Origin of the sequence: Clostridium pasteurianum (genome assembly GCF_001705235.1) — a bacterium.
GTDB classification, from domain to species: Bacteria; Bacillota; Clostridia; order Clostridiales; family Clostridiaceae; genus Clostridium_S; species Clostridium_S pasteurianum_A.
In genome coordinates, this window is sequence record NZ_MCGV01000001.1 from 2,909,774 (window position 1) to 2,930,667 (window position 20,894).

Annotated in this window: 22 protein-coding genes; 20 read left to right on the forward strand and 2 right to left on the reverse strand. The window is 27.7% G+C overall.

Going from position 1 to position 20,894, the window contains the following annotated elements; all coding sequences use genetic code 11:
- The first annotated feature begins 8 nt into the window (after positions 1 to 8).
- Positions 9 to 1,073, forward strand: coding sequence for a butyrate kinase (gene buk / locus BEE63_RS13090; RefSeq protein WP_066021806.1), 1,065 nt, complete (start codon positions 9 to 11; stop codon positions 1,071 to 1,073).
- A 42-nt stretch (positions 1,074 to 1,115) separates the two neighbouring features.
- On the opposite strand, the gene BEE63_RS13095 is transcribed toward buk, so the two are convergent.
- On the reverse strand, positions 1,116 to 1,601 hold the full coding sequence (locus tag BEE63_RS13095; RefSeq protein ID WP_066021807.1) for a VanZ family protein: 486 nt from the start codon (positions 1,599 to 1,601) through the stop codon (positions 1,116 to 1,118).
- Positions 1,602 to 1,930: 329 nt separating this feature from the next.
- On the opposite strand from BEE63_RS13095, the gene BEE63_RS13100 reads away from it, so the two are divergent.
- The 18 genes from BEE63_RS13100 (at position 1,931) to BEE63_RS13185 (ending at position 19,455) form a co-directional block, all read left to right on the forward strand.
- Positions 1,931 to 2,602, forward strand: a complete 672-nt coding sequence (locus BEE63_RS13100; protein ID WP_066021808.1) for a sugar transferase — start codon at positions 1,931 to 1,933, stop codon at positions 2,600 to 2,602.
- A gap of 11 nt (positions 2,603 to 2,613) precedes the next feature.
- Positions 2,614 to 3,666: a mannose-1-phosphate guanylyltransferase gene (locus BEE63_RS13105; protein WP_066021809.1), complete on the forward strand. Its 1,053-nt coding sequence runs from the start codon at positions 2,614 to 2,616 to the stop codon at positions 3,664 to 3,666.
- Positions 3,667 to 3,691: 25 nt separating this feature from the next.
- Entirely contained in the window at positions 3,692 to 4,810 is a 1,119-nt protein-coding gene (locus tag BEE63_RS13110; protein ID WP_066021810.1) for a glycosyltransferase family 4 protein, read from the forward strand.
- On the forward strand, positions 4,785 to 6,080 hold the full coding sequence (locus BEE63_RS13115; protein WP_175400847.1) for a glycosyltransferase: 1,296 nt from the start codon (positions 4,785 to 4,787) through the stop codon (positions 6,078 to 6,080). Before BEE63_RS13110 ends, BEE63_RS13115 begins: the two co-directional genes overlap by 26 nt.
- A 26-nt stretch (positions 6,081 to 6,106) precedes the next feature.
- Positions 6,107 to 7,084, forward strand: coding sequence for a glycosyltransferase family 2 protein (locus BEE63_RS13120; RefSeq protein ID WP_081312542.1), 978 nt, complete (start codon positions 6,107 to 6,109; stop codon positions 7,082 to 7,084).
- Between the two features lie 33 nt (positions 7,085 to 7,117).
- A complete protein-coding gene (locus BEE63_RS13125) occupies positions 7,118 to 8,458 on the forward strand; it encodes an O-antigen polymerase (protein ID WP_066021813.1) in 1,341 nt (446 codons plus the stop codon).
- A gap of 36 nt (positions 8,459 to 8,494) precedes the next feature.
- The gene (locus tag BEE63_RS13130; RefSeq protein ID WP_066021814.1) at positions 8,495 to 9,403 is read left to right on the forward strand and encodes a glycosyltransferase family 2 protein; all 909 of its coding nucleotides are present in this window, start codon (positions 8,495 to 8,497) and stop codon (positions 9,401 to 9,403) included.
- A 20-nt stretch (positions 9,404 to 9,423) separates the two neighbouring features.
- Entirely contained in the window at positions 9,424 to 10,242 is an 819-nt protein-coding gene (locus BEE63_RS13135; protein WP_066021815.1) for an acyltransferase, read from the forward strand.
- Between the two features lie 10 nt (positions 10,243 to 10,252).
- Complete coding sequence (locus tag BEE63_RS13140) at positions 10,253 to 10,660, forward strand: sugar 3,4-ketoisomerase (RefSeq protein WP_066021816.1); 408 nt, start codon at positions 10,253 to 10,255, stop codon at positions 10,658 to 10,660.
- Positions 10,661 to 10,674: 14 nt separating this feature from the next.
- Positions 10,675 to 11,772 (forward strand): DegT/DnrJ/EryC1/StrS family aminotransferase, encoded by a 1,098-nt coding sequence (locus BEE63_RS13145; RefSeq protein WP_066021817.1) that lies wholly within the window; start codon positions 10,675 to 10,677, stop codon positions 11,770 to 11,772.
- An 11-nt stretch (positions 11,773 to 11,783) separates the two neighbouring features.
- On the forward strand, positions 11,784 to 13,199 hold the full coding sequence (locus tag BEE63_RS13150) for a lipopolysaccharide biosynthesis protein (RefSeq protein WP_066021818.1): 1,416 nt from the start codon (positions 11,784 to 11,786) through the stop codon (positions 13,197 to 13,199).
- Positions 13,200 to 13,257: 58 nt separating this feature from the next.
- A complete protein-coding gene (locus BEE63_RS13155) occupies positions 13,258 to 14,187 on the forward strand; it encodes an ATP-grasp domain-containing protein (protein WP_066021819.1) in 930 nt (309 codons plus the stop codon).
- Positions 14,180 to 14,821 (forward strand): HAD hydrolase-like protein, encoded by a 642-nt coding sequence (locus BEE63_RS13160; RefSeq protein ID WP_066021820.1) that lies wholly within the window; start codon positions 14,180 to 14,182, stop codon positions 14,819 to 14,821. The genes BEE63_RS13155 and BEE63_RS13160 overlap by 8 nt, the downstream gene beginning before the upstream one ends.
- 26 nt (positions 14,822 to 14,847) lie before the next feature.
- Positions 14,848 to 16,107, forward strand: a complete 1,260-nt coding sequence (locus tag BEE63_RS13165) for a polysaccharide pyruvyl transferase family protein (protein WP_066021821.1) — start codon at positions 14,848 to 14,850, stop codon at positions 16,105 to 16,107.
- 34 nt (positions 16,108 to 16,141) lie between these two features.
- Complete coding sequence (locus tag BEE63_RS13170) at positions 16,142 to 17,161, forward strand: LCP family protein (protein ID WP_066021822.1); 1,020 nt, start codon at positions 16,142 to 16,144, stop codon at positions 17,159 to 17,161.
- A 30-nt stretch (positions 17,162 to 17,191) separates the two neighbouring features.
- Positions 17,192 to 17,956, forward strand: coding sequence for a tyrosine-protein phosphatase (locus BEE63_RS13175; protein WP_066021823.1), 765 nt, complete (start codon positions 17,192 to 17,194; stop codon positions 17,954 to 17,956).
- 101 nt (positions 17,957 to 18,057) lie between these two features.
- Positions 18,058 to 18,741 carry a YveK family protein gene (locus BEE63_RS13180; protein ID WP_066021824.1) on the forward strand — a complete coding sequence of 228 codons (684 nt, stop codon included), beginning with the start codon at positions 18,058 to 18,060 and terminating at the stop codon, positions 18,739 to 18,741.
- A 15-nt stretch (positions 18,742 to 18,756) separates the two neighbouring features.
- Positions 18,757 to 19,455: a CpsD/CapB family tyrosine-protein kinase gene (locus tag BEE63_RS13185; protein WP_066021825.1), complete on the forward strand. Its 699-nt coding sequence runs from the start codon at positions 18,757 to 18,759 to the stop codon at positions 19,453 to 19,455.
- Between the two features lie 252 nt (positions 19,456 to 19,707).
- Here the strand turns inward: BEE63_RS13185 and BEE63_RS13190 are convergent, their stop codons facing one another.
- Entirely contained in the window at positions 19,708 to 20,370 is a 663-nt protein-coding gene (locus tag BEE63_RS13190; protein WP_066021826.1) for an acyltransferase, read from the reverse strand.
- A gap of 125 nt (positions 20,371 to 20,495) precedes the next feature.
- Here BEE63_RS13190 and BEE63_RS21705 point away from each other — a divergent pair, with 125 nt between their 5' ends.
- On the forward strand, positions 20,496 to 20,732 hold the full coding sequence (locus tag BEE63_RS21705) for a hypothetical protein (protein WP_066021827.1): 237 nt from the start codon (positions 20,496 to 20,498) through the stop codon (positions 20,730 to 20,732).
- Positions 20,733 to 20,894 lie beyond the last annotated feature (162 nt).

Here is a 20,894-nt window from a genome sequence, read left to right on the forward strand (position 1 = left end):
TAAGTAACATGTATAGATTATTAATAATTAATCCAGGCTCTACTTCAACTAAAATAGGTGTTTATGACGATGAAAAAGAAGTATTTGAGAAGACTTTAAGACATTCAGCAGAAGAGATAGCAAAATATAAAACAATATTTGATCAATTTGAATTCAGAAAAGATGTAATATTAGACGCTTTAAAGGAAGCTAAAATAGAAGTTGCAAGTTTAAATGCAATAGTTGGAAGAGGTGGAATGCTAAAACCTCTAGTAAGTGGTACTTATGAGGTTAATGATGCAATGCTTCACGACCTTAAAATAGGAGTACAGGGACAACATGCTGCAAATCTTGCAGGAATAATAGCAAAAGAAATAGCTAAAGGCGTTAATATTCCAGCTTACATAGTAGATCCAATAGTTGTTGATGAATTATCAGATGTTGCAAGAGTATCAGGAATGGCTGATATACCAAGAAAAAGTATATTTCACGCATTAAATCAGAAGGCAGTTGCTAGAAGATATGCTAAGGAAAAAGGAAAGAAATATGAGGATTTAAATCTTATAGTAGCTCACATGGGTGGAGGTACAACCGTAGGAGTACACCAAAAGGGAGTAGTTGTTGATGTAAACAACGGTCTTGATGGAGAGGGACCATTCTCACCAGAGAGAAGCGGCGGTGTTCCAATAGGAGACCTCGTAAGAATGTGCTTCAGCGGAAAATATACTGAAGATGAAGTAATGAAAAAGATAAACGGTAAAGGCGGAGTAGTCAGCTATTTAAATACACTTGACTTTAAAGCTGTAGTAGACAAGGCTCTTGAAGGAGATAAGAACTGCAAGCTTGTATATGAAGCCTTTACTTATCAGGTATCAAAAGAAATAGGAAAATGTGCTGCTGTTTTAAGTGGTAATGTAGATGCTATAATTTTAACAGGTGGAATTGCTTACAATGATCATGTATGCAAAGCAATAACTGACAGAGTAAAATTCATAGCTCCTGTAGTACAGTACGGAGGAGAAGATGAGCTTCTTGCTTTAGCCGAAGGTGGACTTAGAGTTTTAAGAGGAGAAGAAAAGGCCAAACAGTACTAGAAGTAAAGAGTTTTAGCGGCGAAAGACATGCCACTAAAACTCTTAGTTTTTATTATGCTTTCTGCGTAGTATTACATAATATACAAAATAGCTTATCCACATACCAATATTTGCACCAAGAAAATCTATCATAACATCAGATACCTGGGATGTCCTTCCAGGAACATATAACTGATGAAATTCATCAAGTACAGCATAAAACAAGCATATAAACCATATATAAACCACTGCATTTTTGCCTTTAAGACCAAAGCTAAAAAGAACAATTGTAACTATAATTGCAAGTAAAAGGTATTCAAAAGCATGGGCATTTTTTCTTATGAAGATGTTTATTTTTTCATCCCTTTGATTTGCTGGAAGGGTGTTGTAGTTTTTTTTACTTTCGCCTTTTAATTTTCTGTATAAATTTCTTAAATCATTTGTGTAGTGGTAGCTTCGCGCGTTAGATGTATTTGTGTTTTGAGAAGAATTATAAAATATAAATGAAAAGCATAAAATACATGCTAGAATTAATAATAGTTTTTTCATGGATGACACCTGCCTTTTAAGTTGAAAATTTTATTTGTATATGTAAATAAGTACTTTGGAAAATGTAAAAATTAAGTTTTGCAGTAGTTTTATATAATTATATCATAAATGTATATTTACATTAATATTAGGCTGTAATATATAATAAGATTTACATATTCTTTTTTTTTGTATAATTGGTTTGGTTGCCGTATAATGTAATAATGGAATAAATTAAATATGACTAAAATACAGAAATTATGATAAATAATAATGAATTTAAAAAAGAATTAGTGTATAATTAATAGGAGAAAAGGACAAGTATTATAAAATGCAAGGGGGGGCATATATTGCAGAATTTGGAATTAAATGACGATAACGTTGTATTTGTGCAGGATAAAATTGGTGAGAAGAGTATTGGTTATTACATATTAAAGAGAATCATAGATTTGATTGGCTCTTTTTGTGGTATTATATTATTGAGTCCATTTATGCTTTTAATTGCGGTTGCTATCAGAATAGATTCTAAAGGATCTATTATTTTTGGACATGAAAGATTAGGATATAAAGGTAAACATATAAAAGTTTATAAGTTTAGAACTATGATAGAAAATGCAGAAGGGGTTCTTAAAAAATTAACACCAGAGCAAAAGAGAGAATATAAAGAAAATTTTAAACTTGAGCATGACCCAAGAATAACTAAAGTTGGAGATTTTCTTAGAAGGACAAGTTTAGACGAGTTACCACAGCTTTTAAATATTTTTATAGGCAACATGACAATAGTTGGCTCTAGACCTATTGTTCAAAAGGAACTACCTAAGTATGGCAAATACGGCAAAAAATTCTTAAGCGTAAAACCAGGACTTACAGGATTGTGGCAAACTAGTGGAAGAAGTGATACTTCTTATGAAGAAAGGGTTGCGCTAGACATGAAATATATAGATAATAGGGGAATATGGTCTGATATAAAAATAATATTAAAAACATTTGTAGTAGTTATTAAAAAAGATGGAGCAAGATAAGGAGGAATCATATGCTTTGTGCACTTATAATGGCTGGAGGTAAAGGAGAAAGATTTTGGCCTCTGTCGACAGATGAGAAACCAAAGCAGTTTTTGCAGCTTTTGGGTGATAAAACAATGATTCAAATGACTGTTGAAAGACTTGAAAAGTTAATAAGTATAGAAAAAATTTTTGTTGTAACTGCTGAGAGATATGTAGATATTTTAAAGAAGCAACTTCCAGAGCTCCCTGAAAGAAATATAATAGTTGAGCCAGTGGGAAAAAACACAGCACCATGTATAGGACTTTCAGCTTTTATGATAAACAAATATTACAAGGATGCATCTATAGTTGTATTACCATCTGATCACTTAATAGTAAATGACAATAAACTTTTAGATACGATAAAGTCAGCAAATAATTTTGTTGAAGAGAATGATGATTCTATAGTTACGTTTGGAATGCAGCCTAACAGACCTGAAACAGGGTATGGGTACATAAAATCAGGAGAAATAAAAGAAAAAGTAAATGGTTTTGAAATAAGAAAAGTCGATAAGTTTGTAGAAAAACCTAACAGAGAAAAAGCGGAAAGTTACCTTAAAGTAGGAAATTTTCTCTGGAATGGTGGTATGTTTATATGGAAATGTTCTACAATACTTAAACTTACTGAGAAATATTTAAATAAAACATATAATATTTTAAGGGAAATAGCAATATCAAGTGACAGCGAGTTTAATAATACTCTAAAAAGAGAATATGTTAATGTAGATGATATATCTGTTGATTATGGAATAATGGAAAAGGCAGATAATATATATGTAATTCCATGTGATTTTGGATGGGATGACATAGGAACCTGGCATGCTGTTGAAAGATACAGGGACAAGGATGAAGATAACAATGTATGTGTTGGAGAAATAAAAAGTATAGACAGCAAAAATAATATATTAGTTGGAAAAGAAAAACCAATAGTTGTTGTTGGACTTTCAGATGTATTTGTTGTTGAAAGTGATGATATTATTTTTGTTGGTAGGAAAGATGATATTGAAAGAATTAAAGAAATTAAGAAAAAAGTAATAAAATGATTATTTTAGATTAGGAGTATATCTGATGAAAATTGCTTTAGTACATGATTGGCTTACAAATATGGGTGGAGCGGAAAGAGTAGTCATAAATTTTAAGGAGTTATATAGGGATGCTCCTATTTATACTACATTATATAATCCAGAAAAGTTGGACGGTGAACTACAAAATATTGATGTAAGGACGTCTTTTCTTCAAAGCCCTAAAAATATTAAGAGGGGACACCAGAAGTTACTTCCTTTTATGCCTATGGCATTTGAGAACTTTGATTTAAACGAATATGATATTGTTTTAAGCAGCAGTTCTTCATGTGCAAAAGGAGTTATTACAAATCCTAATACGATGCATGTTTGTTACTGTCATACTCCTATGAGGTATGCATGGGAATATTATTATGAATATGCTAATGAATGGGGATTAAATAAATTAAAAGGTAGACTATTAAAGTATGTAATGAATTATATAAGAATGTGGGATAAAGTTTCAGCCGATAGAGTAGATTACTTTATAGCTAACTCTGAAAATGTAGCTAAAAGAATATGGAAACATTATAGACGGGAAAGTGTAGTTATTCATCCTCCTGTAAGATGTAATTTGTTCAATATAAGTGATATTGATGAGGACTATTTTTTAATAGTTTCTAGGTTGGTTCCATATAAAAAAATAGATTTGGCGGTGCAAGCTTTTAATGAATTAGGACTTCCACTAGTTGTAATTGGTGGTGGCAAAGATCTAGAAAGATTAAAAACTATGGCCAAAGATAATATAAAGTTTTTGGGAAGACAGCCAGATGAAGTTATTAAAGATTATTATTCTAAGTGTAGGGCTTTTATATTTCCAGGAGAAGAGGACTTTGGTATAACGCCGCTTGAAGCGCAGGCAAGTGGAAGACCAGTTATAGCATATGGAAAAGGCGGAGCACTTGAGACAGTAGTTGATGGAGTTACAGGGGTGTTCTTTGAAGAGCAAAATGTAAATGCATTAAAAGTATCCGTTGAAAAATTTGAAAAAATTAAATTTGATAAGAAAATTATAAGAGTTCATGCAGAGGAATTTAGGGAAGAAGTATTCAAGAAAAGAATAAATGATTTTATTAAGTATAAATTTAACGAATTTAAAAATGATAATCATTGGAAAATGGTATAGAAGTTCGTTAATAAGCGTAAAATTATTGTGCAATTGTGTTAAAAGTATATGGATTGGTCAAATAGGTGATGAAATGAATATAATATTTATATCAATGGAACTGCCATATCCTGCGAATTCAGGTGGCAGAATATATACATGGGAAAGATTGAAGCAAATACAAAAACATTCAAATAATATATTTTTGTATACTTTAGCAGAGAATAGTGAAAAAGTAGAGCTTGAAAAAATAAAAGAAGTTTGTTCAGAAGTAAATATATATAGAAGAGAAAATAAATATAAGAATGCAATTTTAAATTTATTTAAACCGTATTCTGTCGTATCTAGATATAATAAAAATATGTATTATGATATTGAGAAAATTATTGCAAGTGAAAAGAAAGTAGATTTGATAATTATTGATATTCCAGAGATGATTTTAAATTGTCCTGTAAATAATAATATACCTAAAATTATTACACAACATAATATTGAATTTAAAGTGTTTCAAAGTATATACAAAAATTCAAAAAATTATATACATAAGGCAATATTCTATATAGAATATATTAAAATGAAAAGATTTGAGGATAAAATATATAAATCTAATTTAATAAATGGGTTTACGTTCATATCAGAAAAGGATGCTGAAGTGTTTCAAAATATGTATAATATTAAAAGGTATAATATTACACCACAGGGATATGATGTTGATTTTAATAATGAAAAAAAAATTACAATTAATGATGGATGTAAAATTATATTGTTTACAGGTAAAATGAATTATCAACCCAATGTACAAGCAGTTGAGTGGTTTTGTACAAATATATTTCCTCATATCAAGGAAAAAGTTAAGAACTTAAAGTTTTATATTGTTGGGAAAAAACCAACTGATGAAGTTAAAAAATTAGCTAATGATGATATTATTGTAACAGGTGAAGTGGAAAGTGTAGAACCCTATATTCACAAGGCTGATTTGGTTGTTATACCATTAAAAAGTGGAGGAGGAGTCAAAATAAAATTATTTGAGGCTCTTGGTAATGGTAAGATTGTTGTTACAACATCTAAAGGAATAGAGGGAACGAAATTTAAAGATAAAATACACGTTATATTGGCTAATGATGAAGAAGGTTTTATAAATCAATGCTCAAAAATACTAAGTAATCCTGCCGATTATAGCATATTAGTAAAAAATTCTTTAATGTTAATGAAACAAAACTATTCGTGGGATGCAATAGGCGAAGATTATAATAAGTTTTTGATTAATGTAAAAAATTCTACTGATTTATAAATATAAAAAATTTAATTAGTATTTGTATGAGCTTGTACATATGTACATTTGTATGGAATTTTAGAATAATTAATGTTATATATGATAGTGGGAAGGTTGGTAAGATGTCTTTAGTATTTATAATTATAGTAAACTATAATGCTTATAAAGATACCATAGAATGTGTAAAAAGTTTAAGGAAAATAAGTTACAAAAATTATAAAGTTATTATAGTAGATAATGCTTCAACAGATGAATCAGTTGCAAGAATAAATGATAAATTGAAGGATTGTATTTTATTGAGGTCTATGAAAAATTTGGGGTTTGCAGGAGGAAATAATATAGGTATGAGATATGCACTTGAGAAGGGTGCAGATTATGTACTTTTATTAAATAATGATACTTTAGTAGAAAGAGATTTTTTAAGCAATATGCTTGTACCGTTTTCGAGAAATACATCTATAGGTATGGTAGGTTGTAAAATAATGTACTATCCGGAAGTTACAAAGATATGGTTTGGCGGCGGCAAAATAGATTGGTTTAAATTTATCGGAACTCACTTTGGAATGCGTGAAATTGATAATGGACAATGTGATGACGAAAAGGAAATAGATTTTATGACAGGATGCTGCATTTTAGTTAAAAGAAAAGTAATTGAAAAAGTAGGTCCATTATCAGAAGAATACTTCATGTATTTTGAAGATGTAGATTTTTGTGTTAGGGTTAAAGAATGTGGATACATGATTTGGTATGAACCCAAAGCAGTTATTTACCATAAAGTGGGTTTGTCAGGCGGGGGCGAAGAATCTGCATTTTCCATAAGATGGTGTACTAGAAATCGAGTACTTTTTATGAATAAAAATAGGAAAAGGGTAGGATACTTTAAATTTATTTTATCAAAAGCTTTTTTCTACTTTACAAGAATTATTAGGTATATTCAATATTATTTTACGGGAAATAAAGAAAAGGCTTATGCAATAGTACACGGAATAAGGAATAATATGAATTTAAATAATAAAATATAAAGTGAAATATTTTTAAAGAAGTGAGGGTATTATATGACCTTAGATTTTTTTTATACTATAATGAGTCAAAATTTTGGAATGTACATTTTAATTTTTGTTATTGTAGCATTTACGTATTTGTTATTGCTTAGGAAACAAATAGATAGTATATTTGATCCAATGCTTTTGTTTACTCTATTTTCAATTGGTACTACAGCAACAAATATTTTTTTATATATGTTAAAATATATAAACAAATATTTTATTACACAATATATATTGACAGAAATAGCATTTTTAGTTGGCATTATGTGTATTCCGAGAATTAATATAAAAAAAGTAAAAAAAGAAATAGATAATTCTAAAAGTCAGTATTACTTCAATATTAAGAAAATTATGTTTGTAATGGTTTCTCTTATATATATAGTAATACAATTATACATATATATAAAATTTGGAGTTCCAATTTTTTATAATCAAATTAAAAAATCATTACTGGATTTGCAAAATGAGGCGGGTATTTTTAATAGAATATTAACTGGTTGCTTGCCAATTATAATATGTATTTTTATTGATAATTTAATGGATATGAAAAAATTGAATCTCCCGTATAAATTATATAATTCATTTGTATTTATTTTTATATCTGTAACTTTGATACTTTCAGGATGGAAGAGTAATTTTGTAATAATAATATTTTTGTGTCAGTATTATCTTGTATTTTCTTACAAATTCAGAGATAATTATAAATTAATTTATAAAAAAATATTGAATTTTAGTTCTAAAATACTAATTATAGCATGTTTATTTGCAATATTAATAACTGGATTTAGATATACAGGAAATAAATTAGGAGATACCGTTGAATATATATTTCATAGAATTGCAATATCAGGTGATATTTTTATTTACTCATATGTTGATACTAATTTATTATACAAAATTAGTACTGGAAATTTTATTACAAATTTTTTGGGGAATTTAATATTATTTAAGCATTTTATACAAGGCTATGGCAGTGATCTTATTAAAAATAACTTAGGATTACAAGTATTTCAAGCTTTTTATAATGTAACTTATGTATCAGGGCCAAATCCTAGACATAATTTTTTGGGATACATTTATTTTGGATTTGTTGGTTCTATTATTTTTTCATTTACAATAGGAATTTTAACGTCTTATGTAAGAAATAAATTATATTATAAATTTTCAAGTAATGTTATAGGTGGAATTTTATATGCAACATGTGCTTATTATATATTATATGCTCATGTAGATCTATTTTCATTGTGTTTGGGATCTTTAGATGTCTTTATGATTATTTTTGTTATTGTTTTGTGTGCTTCTAATATTGTTTATGTGGTTTGTATAAGAAATAGCCATAAATATATTTAATGATATATTTATTAGATGATAAGGAGAGTTAATTTTATGAATAAAGAAATTGTTTCAATTATTGTACTAACGTATAATAATTTGAAATATTTGGACGAATGCTTGAGTTCTATATTTATGCAGAATTACGATAGTATGGAACTAATAATAAGTGATGATTGTTCAAAACAATTTAACTATAAATACATAAAAGATTATATTGATAACAAAAAAAGTGTTAATATAGTGAATTACAAAATAATTCATAATACAAAAAATTTAGGTACTGTAAAAAATTTTAATAATGCTATAAAGAACAGTAATGGAAAGTATATTATACCTTTAGCAATAGATGATTGTTTTTATAATGAAAATGTTATAAAATCTATTGTTGAATTTTTTACAAATAATGATATTTTAATATTAAGTGGATATAGGATAATGTATAATAAAGCTATTAATGCAAAGGTGAAAATTTTACCTACTAAAAAACAAATTGAAATGTTGCGTGGTGATAATGATAAATTGTATAGGATTTTATGTAAGCAAAATTTTATATCAGGTTCATCAACAGCATATAGTAGAAAATTTTTTGATAAATACGGTCTTTTTGATGAAGCATATATACTTTTAGAAGACTATCCCAAGTATATGCAGATATTAAGAAAGGGAGAAAAAATAGGCTTTATTGATTTGCCAATTATAAAATATAGGGTTGGTGGAATTAGTACTGTGCACAAAACTAATTCGATACTACAAAATGATTTTAATCTTGTAATAAGTAAAGAGATATTGCCATATAAGAAAATAATTGGAACAACAATATATAGGTTGAAAAAATTTGAATACATGAAATTAACGAAAGAATGTAATATTTTCTTTTTAGGAATCCTTTATCCAGATATAGTTTTTTATAAAATATTAAAAAAGTTAAAACTAATAGATAGAGATATTTATGAATGTTGATATAAGGAGGAAAGCTTATTATGTTGCCTTTATCGTGTAAACTAGGTGAAAATGTAACTATAAAAAATGGAGTTGAAATTGGTCAAAATGTTGTTATAGAAGATGATGTGTACATAGATTATGGATGTATTATAAGAGATAATGTTCATATAAAAAGGGGGAGTTTTATCGGTGCAAGAAGTATATTAGGAGAATATTTGTATGATTTTTATAAGGATAGAAAGAATAAAAAACATCCTCTAGTTATAGGTGAAAATTCTCTTATAAGAACAGAAAATGTTATATATGGAGATACAGTTATAGGTGATAATTTTCAAAGTGGTCATAAAGTTACTATAAGAGAAAATACTAATATAGGTAATAATACAAGTATAGGCACTTTGTGTGATATTCAACATCATTGTAAAATAGGAGATTATGTACGAATACACAGTAATGTATTCATATGTGAAGAAAGTATAATTAAAGATTTTGTTTGGATTTTTGCTAATTGTTTGTTTACTAATGATGCAACACCACCATCCGATGAAATGCTGGGTGTGACAGTTGAATCATTTTCAATTGTATCTGCTGGCAGTATAATTTTGCCTGGAATTCATGTATATACAGATTCACTTATTGGTGCTGGATCTGTTGTAACGAAAGATGTTTTGAAGGAGACAGTTGTTGTAGGTAATCCAGCTAAAAGGATAGGTTCAATTAAGGATGTTAGGAATAAAGTTACAGGAAAATTGGTTTATCCATGGCGCTATACATTTAAAAGAGGTATGCCATGGAATGACTCAGATTACGATACTTGGTTAAGTAGTTTGCAACTAGAAAAAAATAGTATACAATAGGAGGAAAAATATGTTTAATACCGCGCTTATAAAGTTAAAAGATATAACAGACAAGTATGGTCATTTAACACCGATAGAATCTAAAATTGATATACCATTTGAAATAAAAAGAGTTTATTATATAACTCGTGTAGAAGCTGATATAACTAGAGGATTTCATTCCCATAGAAAATTGCATCAAGTTCTAATATGTTTAAATGGTTCTGTTAAGATAAGACTAAAAAATCCTAATGGTGAAGAAGTTGTTGAGTTAAATGATCCAGCTACGGGTCTCTACATAGGTCCTCTTATTTGGAGAGAAATGTTTGATTTTTCTGAAGGCAGTGTGTTACTTGTACTTGCTTCTGAATATTATGATGAAAAAGATTATATACGAAATTATGATTTTTATTTAGAAGAGGCTAAAAAAATTTTTTAAGGAGTGTGTTTAGTGTGAGAATTCCATTTGTAAGTTTTGAACCAATGCATAAAGAAATTGAAGAAGAAATTTTAAATAAATTTAAAGAAGTATATGAGAAAAATTGGTTTATACAAGGTAACGAAGTTAAAGAATTTGAAGGTGAATTTGCTAAATTTTGTGGAGCTAAATGTTGCGTTGGATGTGCCACAGGTTTAGATGCCTTATACTTAATATTAAGAGGATATAATATAGGTCAAGGAGATGAAGTTATAGTTCCATCAAATACATATATTGCTACTGCTTTGGCTGTTTCGTATACTGGTGCCACTCCAGTTTTTGTAGAGCCTAATATAGATACATATAATATTAATCCAAAACTTATAGAAAAATCTATAACAAATAAAACAAAAGCTATTATTGCGGTTCATTTGTATGGGCAAGCAGCTGAAATGGATGAAATTAAGGCTATAGCTAAAAAATATAATTTAAAGGTTATAGAAGACTCTGCACAGTCACATGGAACTTTATACAAAGGAAAAAGAACTGGAAATCTTGGAGATGCGGCTGGTTTTAGTTTCTATCCAGGTAAAAATTTAGGAGCATTAGGTGATGCAGGTGCAGTAGTCACTAGTGATGAAAAATTAGCTGAAAAAATCAGAGCTATTGCTAACTATGGTTCAGACAGAAAATATCACCATATATATAAAGGAGTAAATTCACGATTAGATGAAGTTCAGGCTTCCTTTTTAAGAATAAAATTAAGAAATTTAGAAAAATGGAATTCAAATAGACAGATAACAGCTCAAAAATATATGGATGGAATAAATAATTCTAAAGTAATTAAACCAGTTGTAGCCCAAAATACTAATCATGTTTGGCACATTTTTGCGTTAAGAACTGAAAATAGAGATGATTTTCAAAAATATTTAAAGGAAAATGGGATAGGTACAGTTATACATTATCCAGTTCCTATGCATGAGCAGGATGCATATAAGGACTTACCATATAAAAAAGGTGATTTACCCATAGCTGAAAAGATATCAAGCGAGGTTATAAGCTTACCAATGTGGTATGGTATGGGTGATGAAGAAATAAATTATGTTATAGATAAAATAAACAAGTGGAAGTAAAGGAATAACTTATGAATAGGGGAAAATTATTTATAGAAAATTTTTTGGTGTATGGTTTAGGAAGTGTTATAAGTAAAATAGTACCTCTAATAATGTTGCCAATAATTACAAGGCTTATGCCTAATACATTTTATTATGGATTAAATGATATATCAAATATTATAATTTCATTTGGCTCTGCAATTGCAATAGTTGGTATGTATGATGCTATGTTTAGAATGTTTTTTGATAAAGATGATATTGAATTTAAAAAGGAAGTATGCTCAACAGCTTTTTATTTTGTAGTAGTAACTTCAATTGTTGTTTTTGTTGTAATGATACTTTTTAAATCTTATTTTTCAAAAATATTTTTTAGTTCATATAAATATACTAATTTATTAATGATAAGTGCACTATCTATCTTGATAGGAAGTACAAATTCTATTATATCTGCGCCAACAAGAATGCAGAATAAAAGAAAGATTTTTTTGATTACTAATACATTAACGCCAATAATATCATATTCTATATCTGTTCCATTGCTTTTAAAGGGTATGTACATAATGGCATTGCCAATTGCTGCACTTTTAGCATCTTTATCAATGCTTATAATATTTTATTTGTTGAATTTTAAGTGGTTTAGCATAAGAAAGATAAATTTAAAATTGTTAAAGCAATTATTAAAAATAGGTCTTCCACTTACCCCTAATTTTCTTGTATATTGGATATTTAATTCATGTGATAGGATGATGATAGCTAATACGATGGGAAATTCATATGTTGGAATATATGGTGTTGGAGCTAGAGTTTCATCTGTAAGTCAATTTATATATACTGCATTTGCAAATGGATGGCAGTATTTTGCATTTGCTACTATGAAAAGTGATGATCAAGTTGAAATGACATCAAGAATATTTGAATATTTAGGTATGATTTCTTATGCAGCCACTTTGGCAATAACTGTTATTTCAGGACCTATATTTAAGATATTTTTTACAGGTGATTATGTAAAAGGAGCAATTATAGTTCCATATATGTTTTTAGCACCATTATTATTAATGCTTTATCAAACTATAGGTAATCAATTTTTAGTCAAGAAAAAAACAGGACCATCTGCCATTATTCTAAGTATAGGAGCTTGTGTAAATATAGGTGTTAATTATTTTTTAATACCAATAATAGGAATAGAAGGCGCTGCTATAGGCACACTTTCAGGGTATGTGATTTCTGTTTTAATTTGTTCTATAGTTTTAACAAAAATGAGGTTAGTAGATATATCTCTTAGATTTAAAATTAATAGTTTATTAATGCTACTATTCTTGGTAGTATGGAGAAATGCTTTTAGGGGTAAATTATTATTAAGTTTATTATTGTGTATAGTGCTTGTGTGTATATATATTTATACATATAAAGATGATATTAAATTATTAAAAAACAAGCTTTTATAATAATTCATTGTAGTGATAATTGCAATAAAGGATAATAAAAAAAGGATGAAGGTAAAAAATGAATATTTCAATAACTTCAGTTGGAACAGCAACAGCGATTGGAATAATTAAATGTCTGAGAAAAATTAATGAAAAAATAAATATTTTGGGCTTAGATATCAATGATTATGGATATACAGCTGGAAGTGTTTTATGTGATAAGTATCATAAGTCATTAAGTTATAATAATCAAAATTATATAGATAATTTAGTTAGTATATTAAGTAATGAAAAAATTGATATTTTGATACCAGTACATGATTTTGAGATAAAAAAAATTGCATTAAATATAGAAAGATTTAAGGGAATACAGGTAATTTTACCTAATATTGATAGCGTTGATTTATTTTCAGATAAATACTTGTCGTGTAAAGCATTAAATGGTATTGGTATTGATATACCTAAAATTGTTAGTGATGATTATAAAAATAAAAAGATAGCGAGAAAAAGAATTTGTGTTGGTAGCAAGGGAATAAGAATACTACAAAATAATCAAAAATGTATTCTAGACGATGATGAATTTTTGCAGGAGTATATTGATGGAGAAGAATACACTGTGGATATATTATCTGATTTAAGTGGTAAGCCTATTATTATAATTCCAAGGCAAAGGCTTGAAGTTAAAGCAGGTGTTGCTACAAAAATAAAAATTGTATATGATGAAAAACTTATAAATATATGCAAAAGGATATTGAAGAATTTTTTAATTCCTGGTTTGTGTAATATACAATTCATTAAAAAGAATGATATATATTACTTTATAGAGTTAAACCCTAGGTTTGGGGGAGCTAGTGTATCAAGTATACTAGCAAGTTATAATTATATAGAAAACTTTATAAATTTAAAGAGCATAGTATCTTCAGAAGAATTACTTAACGAAAATTTAAAAAAAGTAAAGTGGGGTAGTATTATTACGAGATACTATCAAGAGGTTATGTATATTGGATAAGAGAAAATGTTTTATTGATTTTGATGGGACTATAGTAAGTAATAAAATTAGATTGTATAAGTTTTTTATTGACAATATAGATGAAAAATATAAAAATGTCCTTACAATTGACGAATTTTGGAGTTTAAAGCGAATGGGAATCAATGAAATAGATTGGCTTAATAAAATGTACGATAGTAGATTAGATAAGAAAAAATGGAATAAATTAAAGAAAAGTAAAATTGAAAGTTTAGATTATCTGAGATACAATAAAATATTTGAATTTAGCAGAAGTTCCCTTGAAAAGTTAAGCAAGCGATTTGAATTGATTCTTGTTACTAGAAGAAGTAATACAGAGAATTTTTTATACGAAATTAAAAGTTTAAAAATAAAAGACATTTTTTATGATATATTAATTTTGGAGCATGGTGATAGAAATAAATCATCAATTATACAAAGTAAATATAAGGTTAATTCCAACGATATTATAATTGGTGATACGGAAGATGATATTAAAGCAGCAGAAGAATTAAATATAAAAGGTATATTAGTACAAAGTGGTATAAGAAGTACATGGATATTAAATAAGTATTTCAAAGAATATAGTAAAGTAGCATGTATTAAAAATTTAAATTTTATTTTTGATGAAATTTAATTAGTTCATTTGATAAGGAGTACTGTATGATAAAGAATAAAATTATTGGCATTTTTGGTGCAACTGGTTGTAATGATTTTGGTGATTATGCTATGCTTATCAATAATCTTAGATACTTTTATAATATTTATTGTGATTACGAATATAAAATATTTTCTTATAACATAGAAAATACAGAAAACAATATAAAAAATAATTTAAAAGATATAGATATAAAATATGATGTGGTTGATGATTTAACTAAACATTTTAGCTTTATTGAAAAAGTAATAAATAAATTAGGTATTATAACTGGTAAGAAAAATTTTTATAAGGCAAAATATTGGGACAATATGTGGAATAGTACTTTTCAAGGGAATTTATCATCAATTAATGATAGCTTTTTAAAGGAACTTCAAGAATGCGATAAGATTATATTTATGGGCGGCGGATACATCCAAAATAGTTGGAAATTAGATAATATTAAATTTATGTGTGAAATCAATTGTGCACATTTTTTAAATAAAGATATATTCTTTTTAGGTAATACTATTGGTCCAATTGATCAATTTGAGAGTTATGTGGCTAATAGCGTTAAATTTGTTAAAAGTATTATGGTTAGAGATAGTGATTTATTTTCATACAATAACCTAATAAATATGAATTATAGTAATAAAATATTACAGGGTCCAGATGATTTATTGTTTATTGAAAAGAGTAAAAAGAAAATAGAAAGTTATAAGAAAGATTATGAATATATTGTTATAGAGGTAATGGCTTGGATTGATAGAGCTAAGAAAGGAAAGAAAGTTATATTAGATAATATTGCTAAGTTTTGTAATTATATTATTAAGCAAGAAAATAAACATATTGTATTAGTTAATTTCCATAAAGAAGATATTGAAGGATACAATAGTATTAATTATATTATAAATAGTATAGAAAATAAAAGTATGGTAGATTCAATAAATAATATAGATAACATATATTTTATTGATGAAGTATATAAAAATTGTAAATTTTCTCTTTCTTTTAGATATCATCCTTTGGTTCTTGCTCTAGGAAATAAAAAGCCATGTATAGGGGTAATAACAGATACAGATGGATACTATTATTCTAAATTTGCCGGAGCAATTAAAAATTTAGAACTTAATGTTGAAGATTCAATTATGTATATAGATGATTTTAATTTTAATAATTTATATAGTAAATACAGTAAATTAGTTAATAATTTTAAGGTTGATGATATGGTAATGCAGAAATTATATTCTGAAAGGATAAATTATATAGAATATATATTAAACTAGTAAGTTTACAATAATTAGCAAATAGGAGGCAAAAATGACAACAAAAAAGAAATTTGGATTTTGGAAAAAGTTTTTTATCACATTTCTTATTCTAATTGTAGCTGTAGGTGTAGTTGCTGGTGGATATTTTTATTCAAAAATCAGTAAAATGAAAAAAACAACTATATCAAAAAAACCATCTGATTTGGGAATATCACAGAAAACTCAGAATGATTTGGATAAGTATAAAGATACTGTAAACATAGCTTTATTTGGTTTGGACAGACGTAAAAAGACAGACATTTCACGTTCAGACACAATTATGATTTTAACTATGGATCCATATCATAAGAAACTTAAATTATCATCAATAATGAGGGATACATATGTAAATGTAGATGGTCATGGTATGACAAAAATAACACATGCTTACGCTTATGGTGGTCCGCAGCTTGCTATAAAGACTATAAATGAAAATTTTAATTTAAATGTTAAAGATTATGTTACTGTTGATTTTTATGCCATGGAGAAGATTATAGATAAAATTAATGGTGTTGAAATAAATGTTCAGCCTGATGAAATACAGTATCTTAATGCGTATATTGATGAAGTATCTAAGCTTGAAAAAATCACACCAAATCATGTTACTTCAGCTGGAAATCAATTATTGGATGGCAGACAAGCTGTTGCTTATTCTAGAATAAGGTATACAGCAGGTGGAGATTTTGAGAGAACAGAGAGACAGAGAACTGTACTTACAGCAGTTTTCAATAAGGTGAAAAATCAAGGTAAAGGGGATATGCTTAGTATATTGAATGAGCTTCTTCCGTATACTGAAACAAATTTAGGAAGTATTGATATTGCCAAAGATGGTGCAAATTTTCTTTCTATGAATATAAAGTCTGTAGATCAGGAGAGATTTCCTATAGATGGTTACTGTAGTGGCCTTACGGTAGATGGGGTTTGGTATCTTAAAGCAGATTTAAGTGCAACTTCTGATCAAATGAGAAAATATATATTTGAGGATGTAAAACCTACACCTAAAGCATCACTTGTGAATATACCAGCTAAATAATTATGATTTTACAAGGAGGAGGGCAATTTTATGGTAGATATTCATTCGCATATAATTCCAGGGATTGATGATGGTTCAAATTCTCTTGGAACTACATTAAAAATGATGAAAATAGCAGAAGAATCAGGTCTTACTAAAATGATTGCCACTTCGCATTATTTTAGAGGAAGATTTGAAAATAGCATTAATGACATAGCTAAAAAGGTACAGGAATTAAATAGAACTTTTAAAGAAAAATCTGTAAATATAGAAGTGATACCAGGGCAGGAAGTGTTTATAGATAATCATACTCTTGAAGCACATAAAAATGGTGTAATTGGATGTATACAAAACACTAACTATATGCTTGTGGAGTTTGATATGGGCACGTTACCAGATAATGCTTCCGATATACTTTACGAACTTCAAGTATCTGGAATTAAGCCTATTATAGCTCATCCTGAAAGGTATGGATATATACAGGAAGATATATATAAGATAAATGATCTTATTGATGAAGGTATATACTTTCAGGTGAATGCAGGTAGTGTAACAGGTGTTTTTGGTAAGACTGTTCAAAAAACCGCAGTAAAGCTTATAGAAGATAACATTGTAAGTTTTATTGCTTCTGATGCTCATACAACAGGTAGAAGATGCCCTGGGTATAAGGATGCGCTTAAAGAAATATCTAAAATTGATAAGGATATGGCTGAAAATTTTGTAAAAAATGCTGACTATCTTATAGAAAATGCAAATATTAAAAATACTGCTCAGAAATTGAAAAGAAAAAAAGGATTTTTCTCTTTTTTTAAATAAAAAAGTTTTAACCTATTTATAAATACATGTTTTTAGTTTATAATATAATAGGCTGTAATAAGTTTAATAATAAAAATTAGAGATATTTAGGAGGGAAATTGATGGAACAAGAAAATGATATAGATATTGCCGGATTGTTTGAAATTTTGAATAAAGAAAAGGGAATGATAGCGGTAATAACTATATTTTTTGTGCTATTTTCGGCTCTTTTGAGTTTTTTTATAATAAGACCTACTTATCAAGGGCATGCTACTGTAATAATAGGTAAAAATGATTCTAAATCAAGTACAAATGAGCAATACAATGATGTTATGATGTCTCAAAATCTTACTAAAACATATGCTCAAATTGCGCAATCTAAGGCTGTAGCATCAAAAACAGTAAGTAAACTTGCAGATGGAACTAGTTCTGATGAGATTTCTAAAGTAGTTAGTGTTACACCTCAAACAGGTACTCAAATAATAGATATAACAGCTAATGCAAAGTCACCAGAAAAGGCGGCTGAACTTACAAATGATTTTTCAGACAGTTTTGTTGAGGTTTCAAAATCAGTTTATACAGCAGGGGATGCGAGAATAATTGACAGGTCATCAGTACCTACTGCACCTATAAAGCCTAAGAAAATTTTAAATATTGTAATAGCTTTTGTGCTAGGATTAGTTGTATCAATTGGTATAGCATTTATTAAAGAATATATGGATAAAACTATGAAAACTCAAGATGATATAAAGAGATATTTGGATTTACCGGTGCTTGGGGTAATACCAGAATATGAAGAAGAATAACGAGGGGGAGAATTAATGCTAGTAGTTAAGGACAATCCTAAGTCACCTATATCAGAGGCTTATAGGACACTTAGAAGTAACATACAATTTTCTAGTTTCGATAAAGAAATGCAGATGATTTTGATAACTAGTTCAGGTCCAGGAGAAGGGAAGTCTACTACTTCCTGTAATTTAGCATTAGCGTTGGCTGAATCAGGAAATTCAGTTTTACTAATAGACTGTGATCTTAGAAAGCCGAGTGTGCATAAAAAATTTAAAATATCGAATTATACTGGATTATCAAATGTATTAGCAGGACAGACTAAATTTGAAAGTGCAGGACACTGGTATAATAAAACTTTATGTATACTTACAGCAGGGAAAATACCGCCAAATCCTACAGAAATGTTAGCGTCGAAGAGAATGAAGGCGTTTTTAAAAGAGTCTAGAGAAGTTTTTAAATACATAGTACTTGATGCGCCACCCGTAATAGCAGTTACAGATCCGCAAATTTTATCAACAATGGTTGATGGAGTTATAATGGTTGTAAGTTCAGGAGTTGCAGAAATAGAAGCGGCACAAAGGGCAAAAGAACTTTTAGAGCATGTAAATGCAAACATAATAGGAACTGTGCTTAACAGGGTAGATGTAGCAAGCAAAAAGGGCTATTATGGTAGTTATTACTATTATTATGGTGATGATGGACAAAAAGTAAAGAAACATAAAGAAGAATAAACTACAAAGTAGTTTATTCTTCTTTACTTTATTTTTAAATAAGGAAAAGTTTGACCAATAATAATTAATAATGATAAATACATAGATTGAAGCAATTACTATTATAAGAACATTAATTTTAACTAGTCGAATTATATACAACAAATCTAAAAATGTAATCAAACAGTTACAATCAACGTTATTCTTACACTTTTATTGGTGCTATTATACAGTTGAAAATACTAAAATTAGTCTTTTATAGCTTAATTTTAATTATATTTCCCAAGTTATGTTTTCTTTGATGATTTTTGCAGGATTGCTACCAATTATTACATTTTTGCTATGGAATTTATTTGCTATGCAGCTATTAGCCGCAACAACTGTATTTTCATTTATAAAAGTCCCTTTTAATACTGTACATCTGCATCCTATCCATACGTTATTTGATATTTCAATATTTTTGTCATTATTTATAATATCATTTTTGCAATTTTTAATCTTATGAAAATCTGTATCCATAATAAGATTTTCCCATGATAAAAGGCAATTGTCACCAAATGAAACTTTTTTATTACATATAATAGAAGTTTGGGCAGAAATGCAAAAATTATCTCCTAGTATTAAACAACCAGCTACACTTAATTTTGATCCATGTCCAATGTATGCAGTACCGTTAAAAATTATATTACCAGTGTTACTGAAAATTGTTCTTGACTTATGCCTATCAAATATAGCAACATCACCAAATCCTATTTTTACCATAAAAGGCTTTATTTTTGAATTAATTTTAATTGAACCTTTTACATTTTTCAGATAAGTTTTATGAGATACTATAATTGGTAATTTTATGGCATCTTTAATTTTAAAGTACTTAAAATTTATGTACAAAGTTTTGGGCATACCTAATAGTAATGAAAATATTTTATATAAGTCCATTAAAATCTATCCTCCAATAGTTGAAAATATATTTATTATTATTAATAATATATATTATATATTATTTTGAATTTTGTATCAATTAATTTGTGCCACACATAATAAAATAATAACTAACAATATATATGTTTAATTCTATTTTATATTATACTGACAAAATTATAAAAAATGCTATAAAACTTCAAAAATCAACAAAACCATTAATACTACATAGTGACTTAGGATGTCAATATATAAGTTATGCAGTTGAAGAATATATAGATAACACTAAACTTGAAATCAATTCTTTTAGTAGAAAAGGAGGTTTTTCTGGCAATGCTTGTATTGAGTTTTTATGCTTCTTTAAAAGAGGAGGAAGTTAATTAGCACACTACTTTGATTTTAATGATGTATGAATCCCAACATTCAAGTATATAGAAGGTTGATATTCTAGAGTTAGAATATATGAAAGCATTGGATATATAAAACCTTTCAACTATGTGAGGGGGGTTAAAAAAATTGTATAAAAAGTTTGACTTTTTTAT

What these genes read in the sequence shown, in the direction of transcription:
- buk (WP_066021806.1), top strand. Translation starts at nt 9, where the DNA reads ATGTATAGATTATTAATAATTAATCCAGGCTCTACTTCAACTAAAATA.
- BEE63_RS13095 (WP_066021807.1), bottom strand. Translation starts at nt 1,601, where the DNA reads ATGAAAAAACTATTATTAATTCTAGCATGTATTTTATGCTTTTCATTT.
- BEE63_RS13105 (WP_066021809.1), top strand. Translation starts at nt 2,614, where the DNA reads ATGCTTTGTGCACTTATAATGGCTGGAGGTAAAGGAGAAAGATTTTGG.
- BEE63_RS13110 (WP_066021810.1), top strand. Translation starts at nt 3,692, where the DNA reads ATGAAAATTGCTTTAGTACATGATTGGCTTACAAATATGGGTGGAGCG.
- BEE63_RS13115 (WP_175400847.1), top strand. Translation starts at nt 4,785, where the DNA reads ATGATAATCATTGGAAAATGGTATAGAAGTTCGTTAATAAGCGTAAAA.
- BEE63_RS13120 (WP_081312542.1), top strand. Translation starts at nt 6,107, where the DNA reads ATGAGCTTGTACATATGTACATTTGTATGGAATTTTAGAATAATTAAT.
- BEE63_RS13125 (WP_066021813.1), top strand. Translation starts at nt 7,118, where the DNA reads ATGACCTTAGATTTTTTTTATACTATAATGAGTCAAAATTTTGGAATG.
- BEE63_RS13130 (WP_066021814.1), top strand. Translation starts at nt 8,495, where the DNA reads ATGAATAAAGAAATTGTTTCAATTATTGTACTAACGTATAATAATTTG.
- BEE63_RS13135 (WP_066021815.1), top strand. Translation starts at nt 9,424, where the DNA reads ATGTTGCCTTTATCGTGTAAACTAGGTGAAAATGTAACTATAAAAAAT.
- BEE63_RS13140 (WP_066021816.1), top strand. Translation starts at nt 10,253, where the DNA reads ATGTTTAATACCGCGCTTATAAAGTTAAAAGATATAACAGACAAGTAT.
- BEE63_RS13150 (WP_066021818.1), top strand. Translation starts at nt 11,784, where the DNA reads ATGAATAGGGGAAAATTATTTATAGAAAATTTTTTGGTGTATGGTTTA.
- BEE63_RS13155 (WP_066021819.1), top strand. Translation starts at nt 13,258, where the DNA reads ATGAATATTTCAATAACTTCAGTTGGAACAGCAACAGCGATTGGAATA.
- BEE63_RS13165 (WP_066021821.1), top strand. Translation starts at nt 14,848, where the DNA reads ATGATAAAGAATAAAATTATTGGCATTTTTGGTGCAACTGGTTGTAAT.
- BEE63_RS13170 (WP_066021822.1), top strand. Translation starts at nt 16,142, where the DNA reads ATGACAACAAAAAAGAAATTTGGATTTTGGAAAAAGTTTTTTATCACA.
- BEE63_RS13175 (WP_066021823.1), top strand. Translation starts at nt 17,192, where the DNA reads ATGGTAGATATTCATTCGCATATAATTCCAGGGATTGATGATGGTTCA.
- BEE63_RS13180 (WP_066021824.1), top strand. Translation starts at nt 18,058, where the DNA reads ATGGAACAAGAAAATGATATAGATATTGCCGGATTGTTTGAAATTTTG.
- BEE63_RS13185 (WP_066021825.1), top strand. Translation starts at nt 18,757, where the DNA reads ATGCTAGTAGTTAAGGACAATCCTAAGTCACCTATATCAGAGGCTTAT.
- BEE63_RS13190 (WP_066021826.1), bottom strand. Translation starts at nt 20,370, where the DNA reads ATGGACTTATATAAAATATTTTCATTACTATTAGGTATGCCCAAAACT.
- BEE63_RS21705 (WP_066021827.1), top strand. Translation starts at nt 20,496, where the DNA reads ATGTTTAATTCTATTTTATATTATACTGACAAAATTATAAAAAATGCT.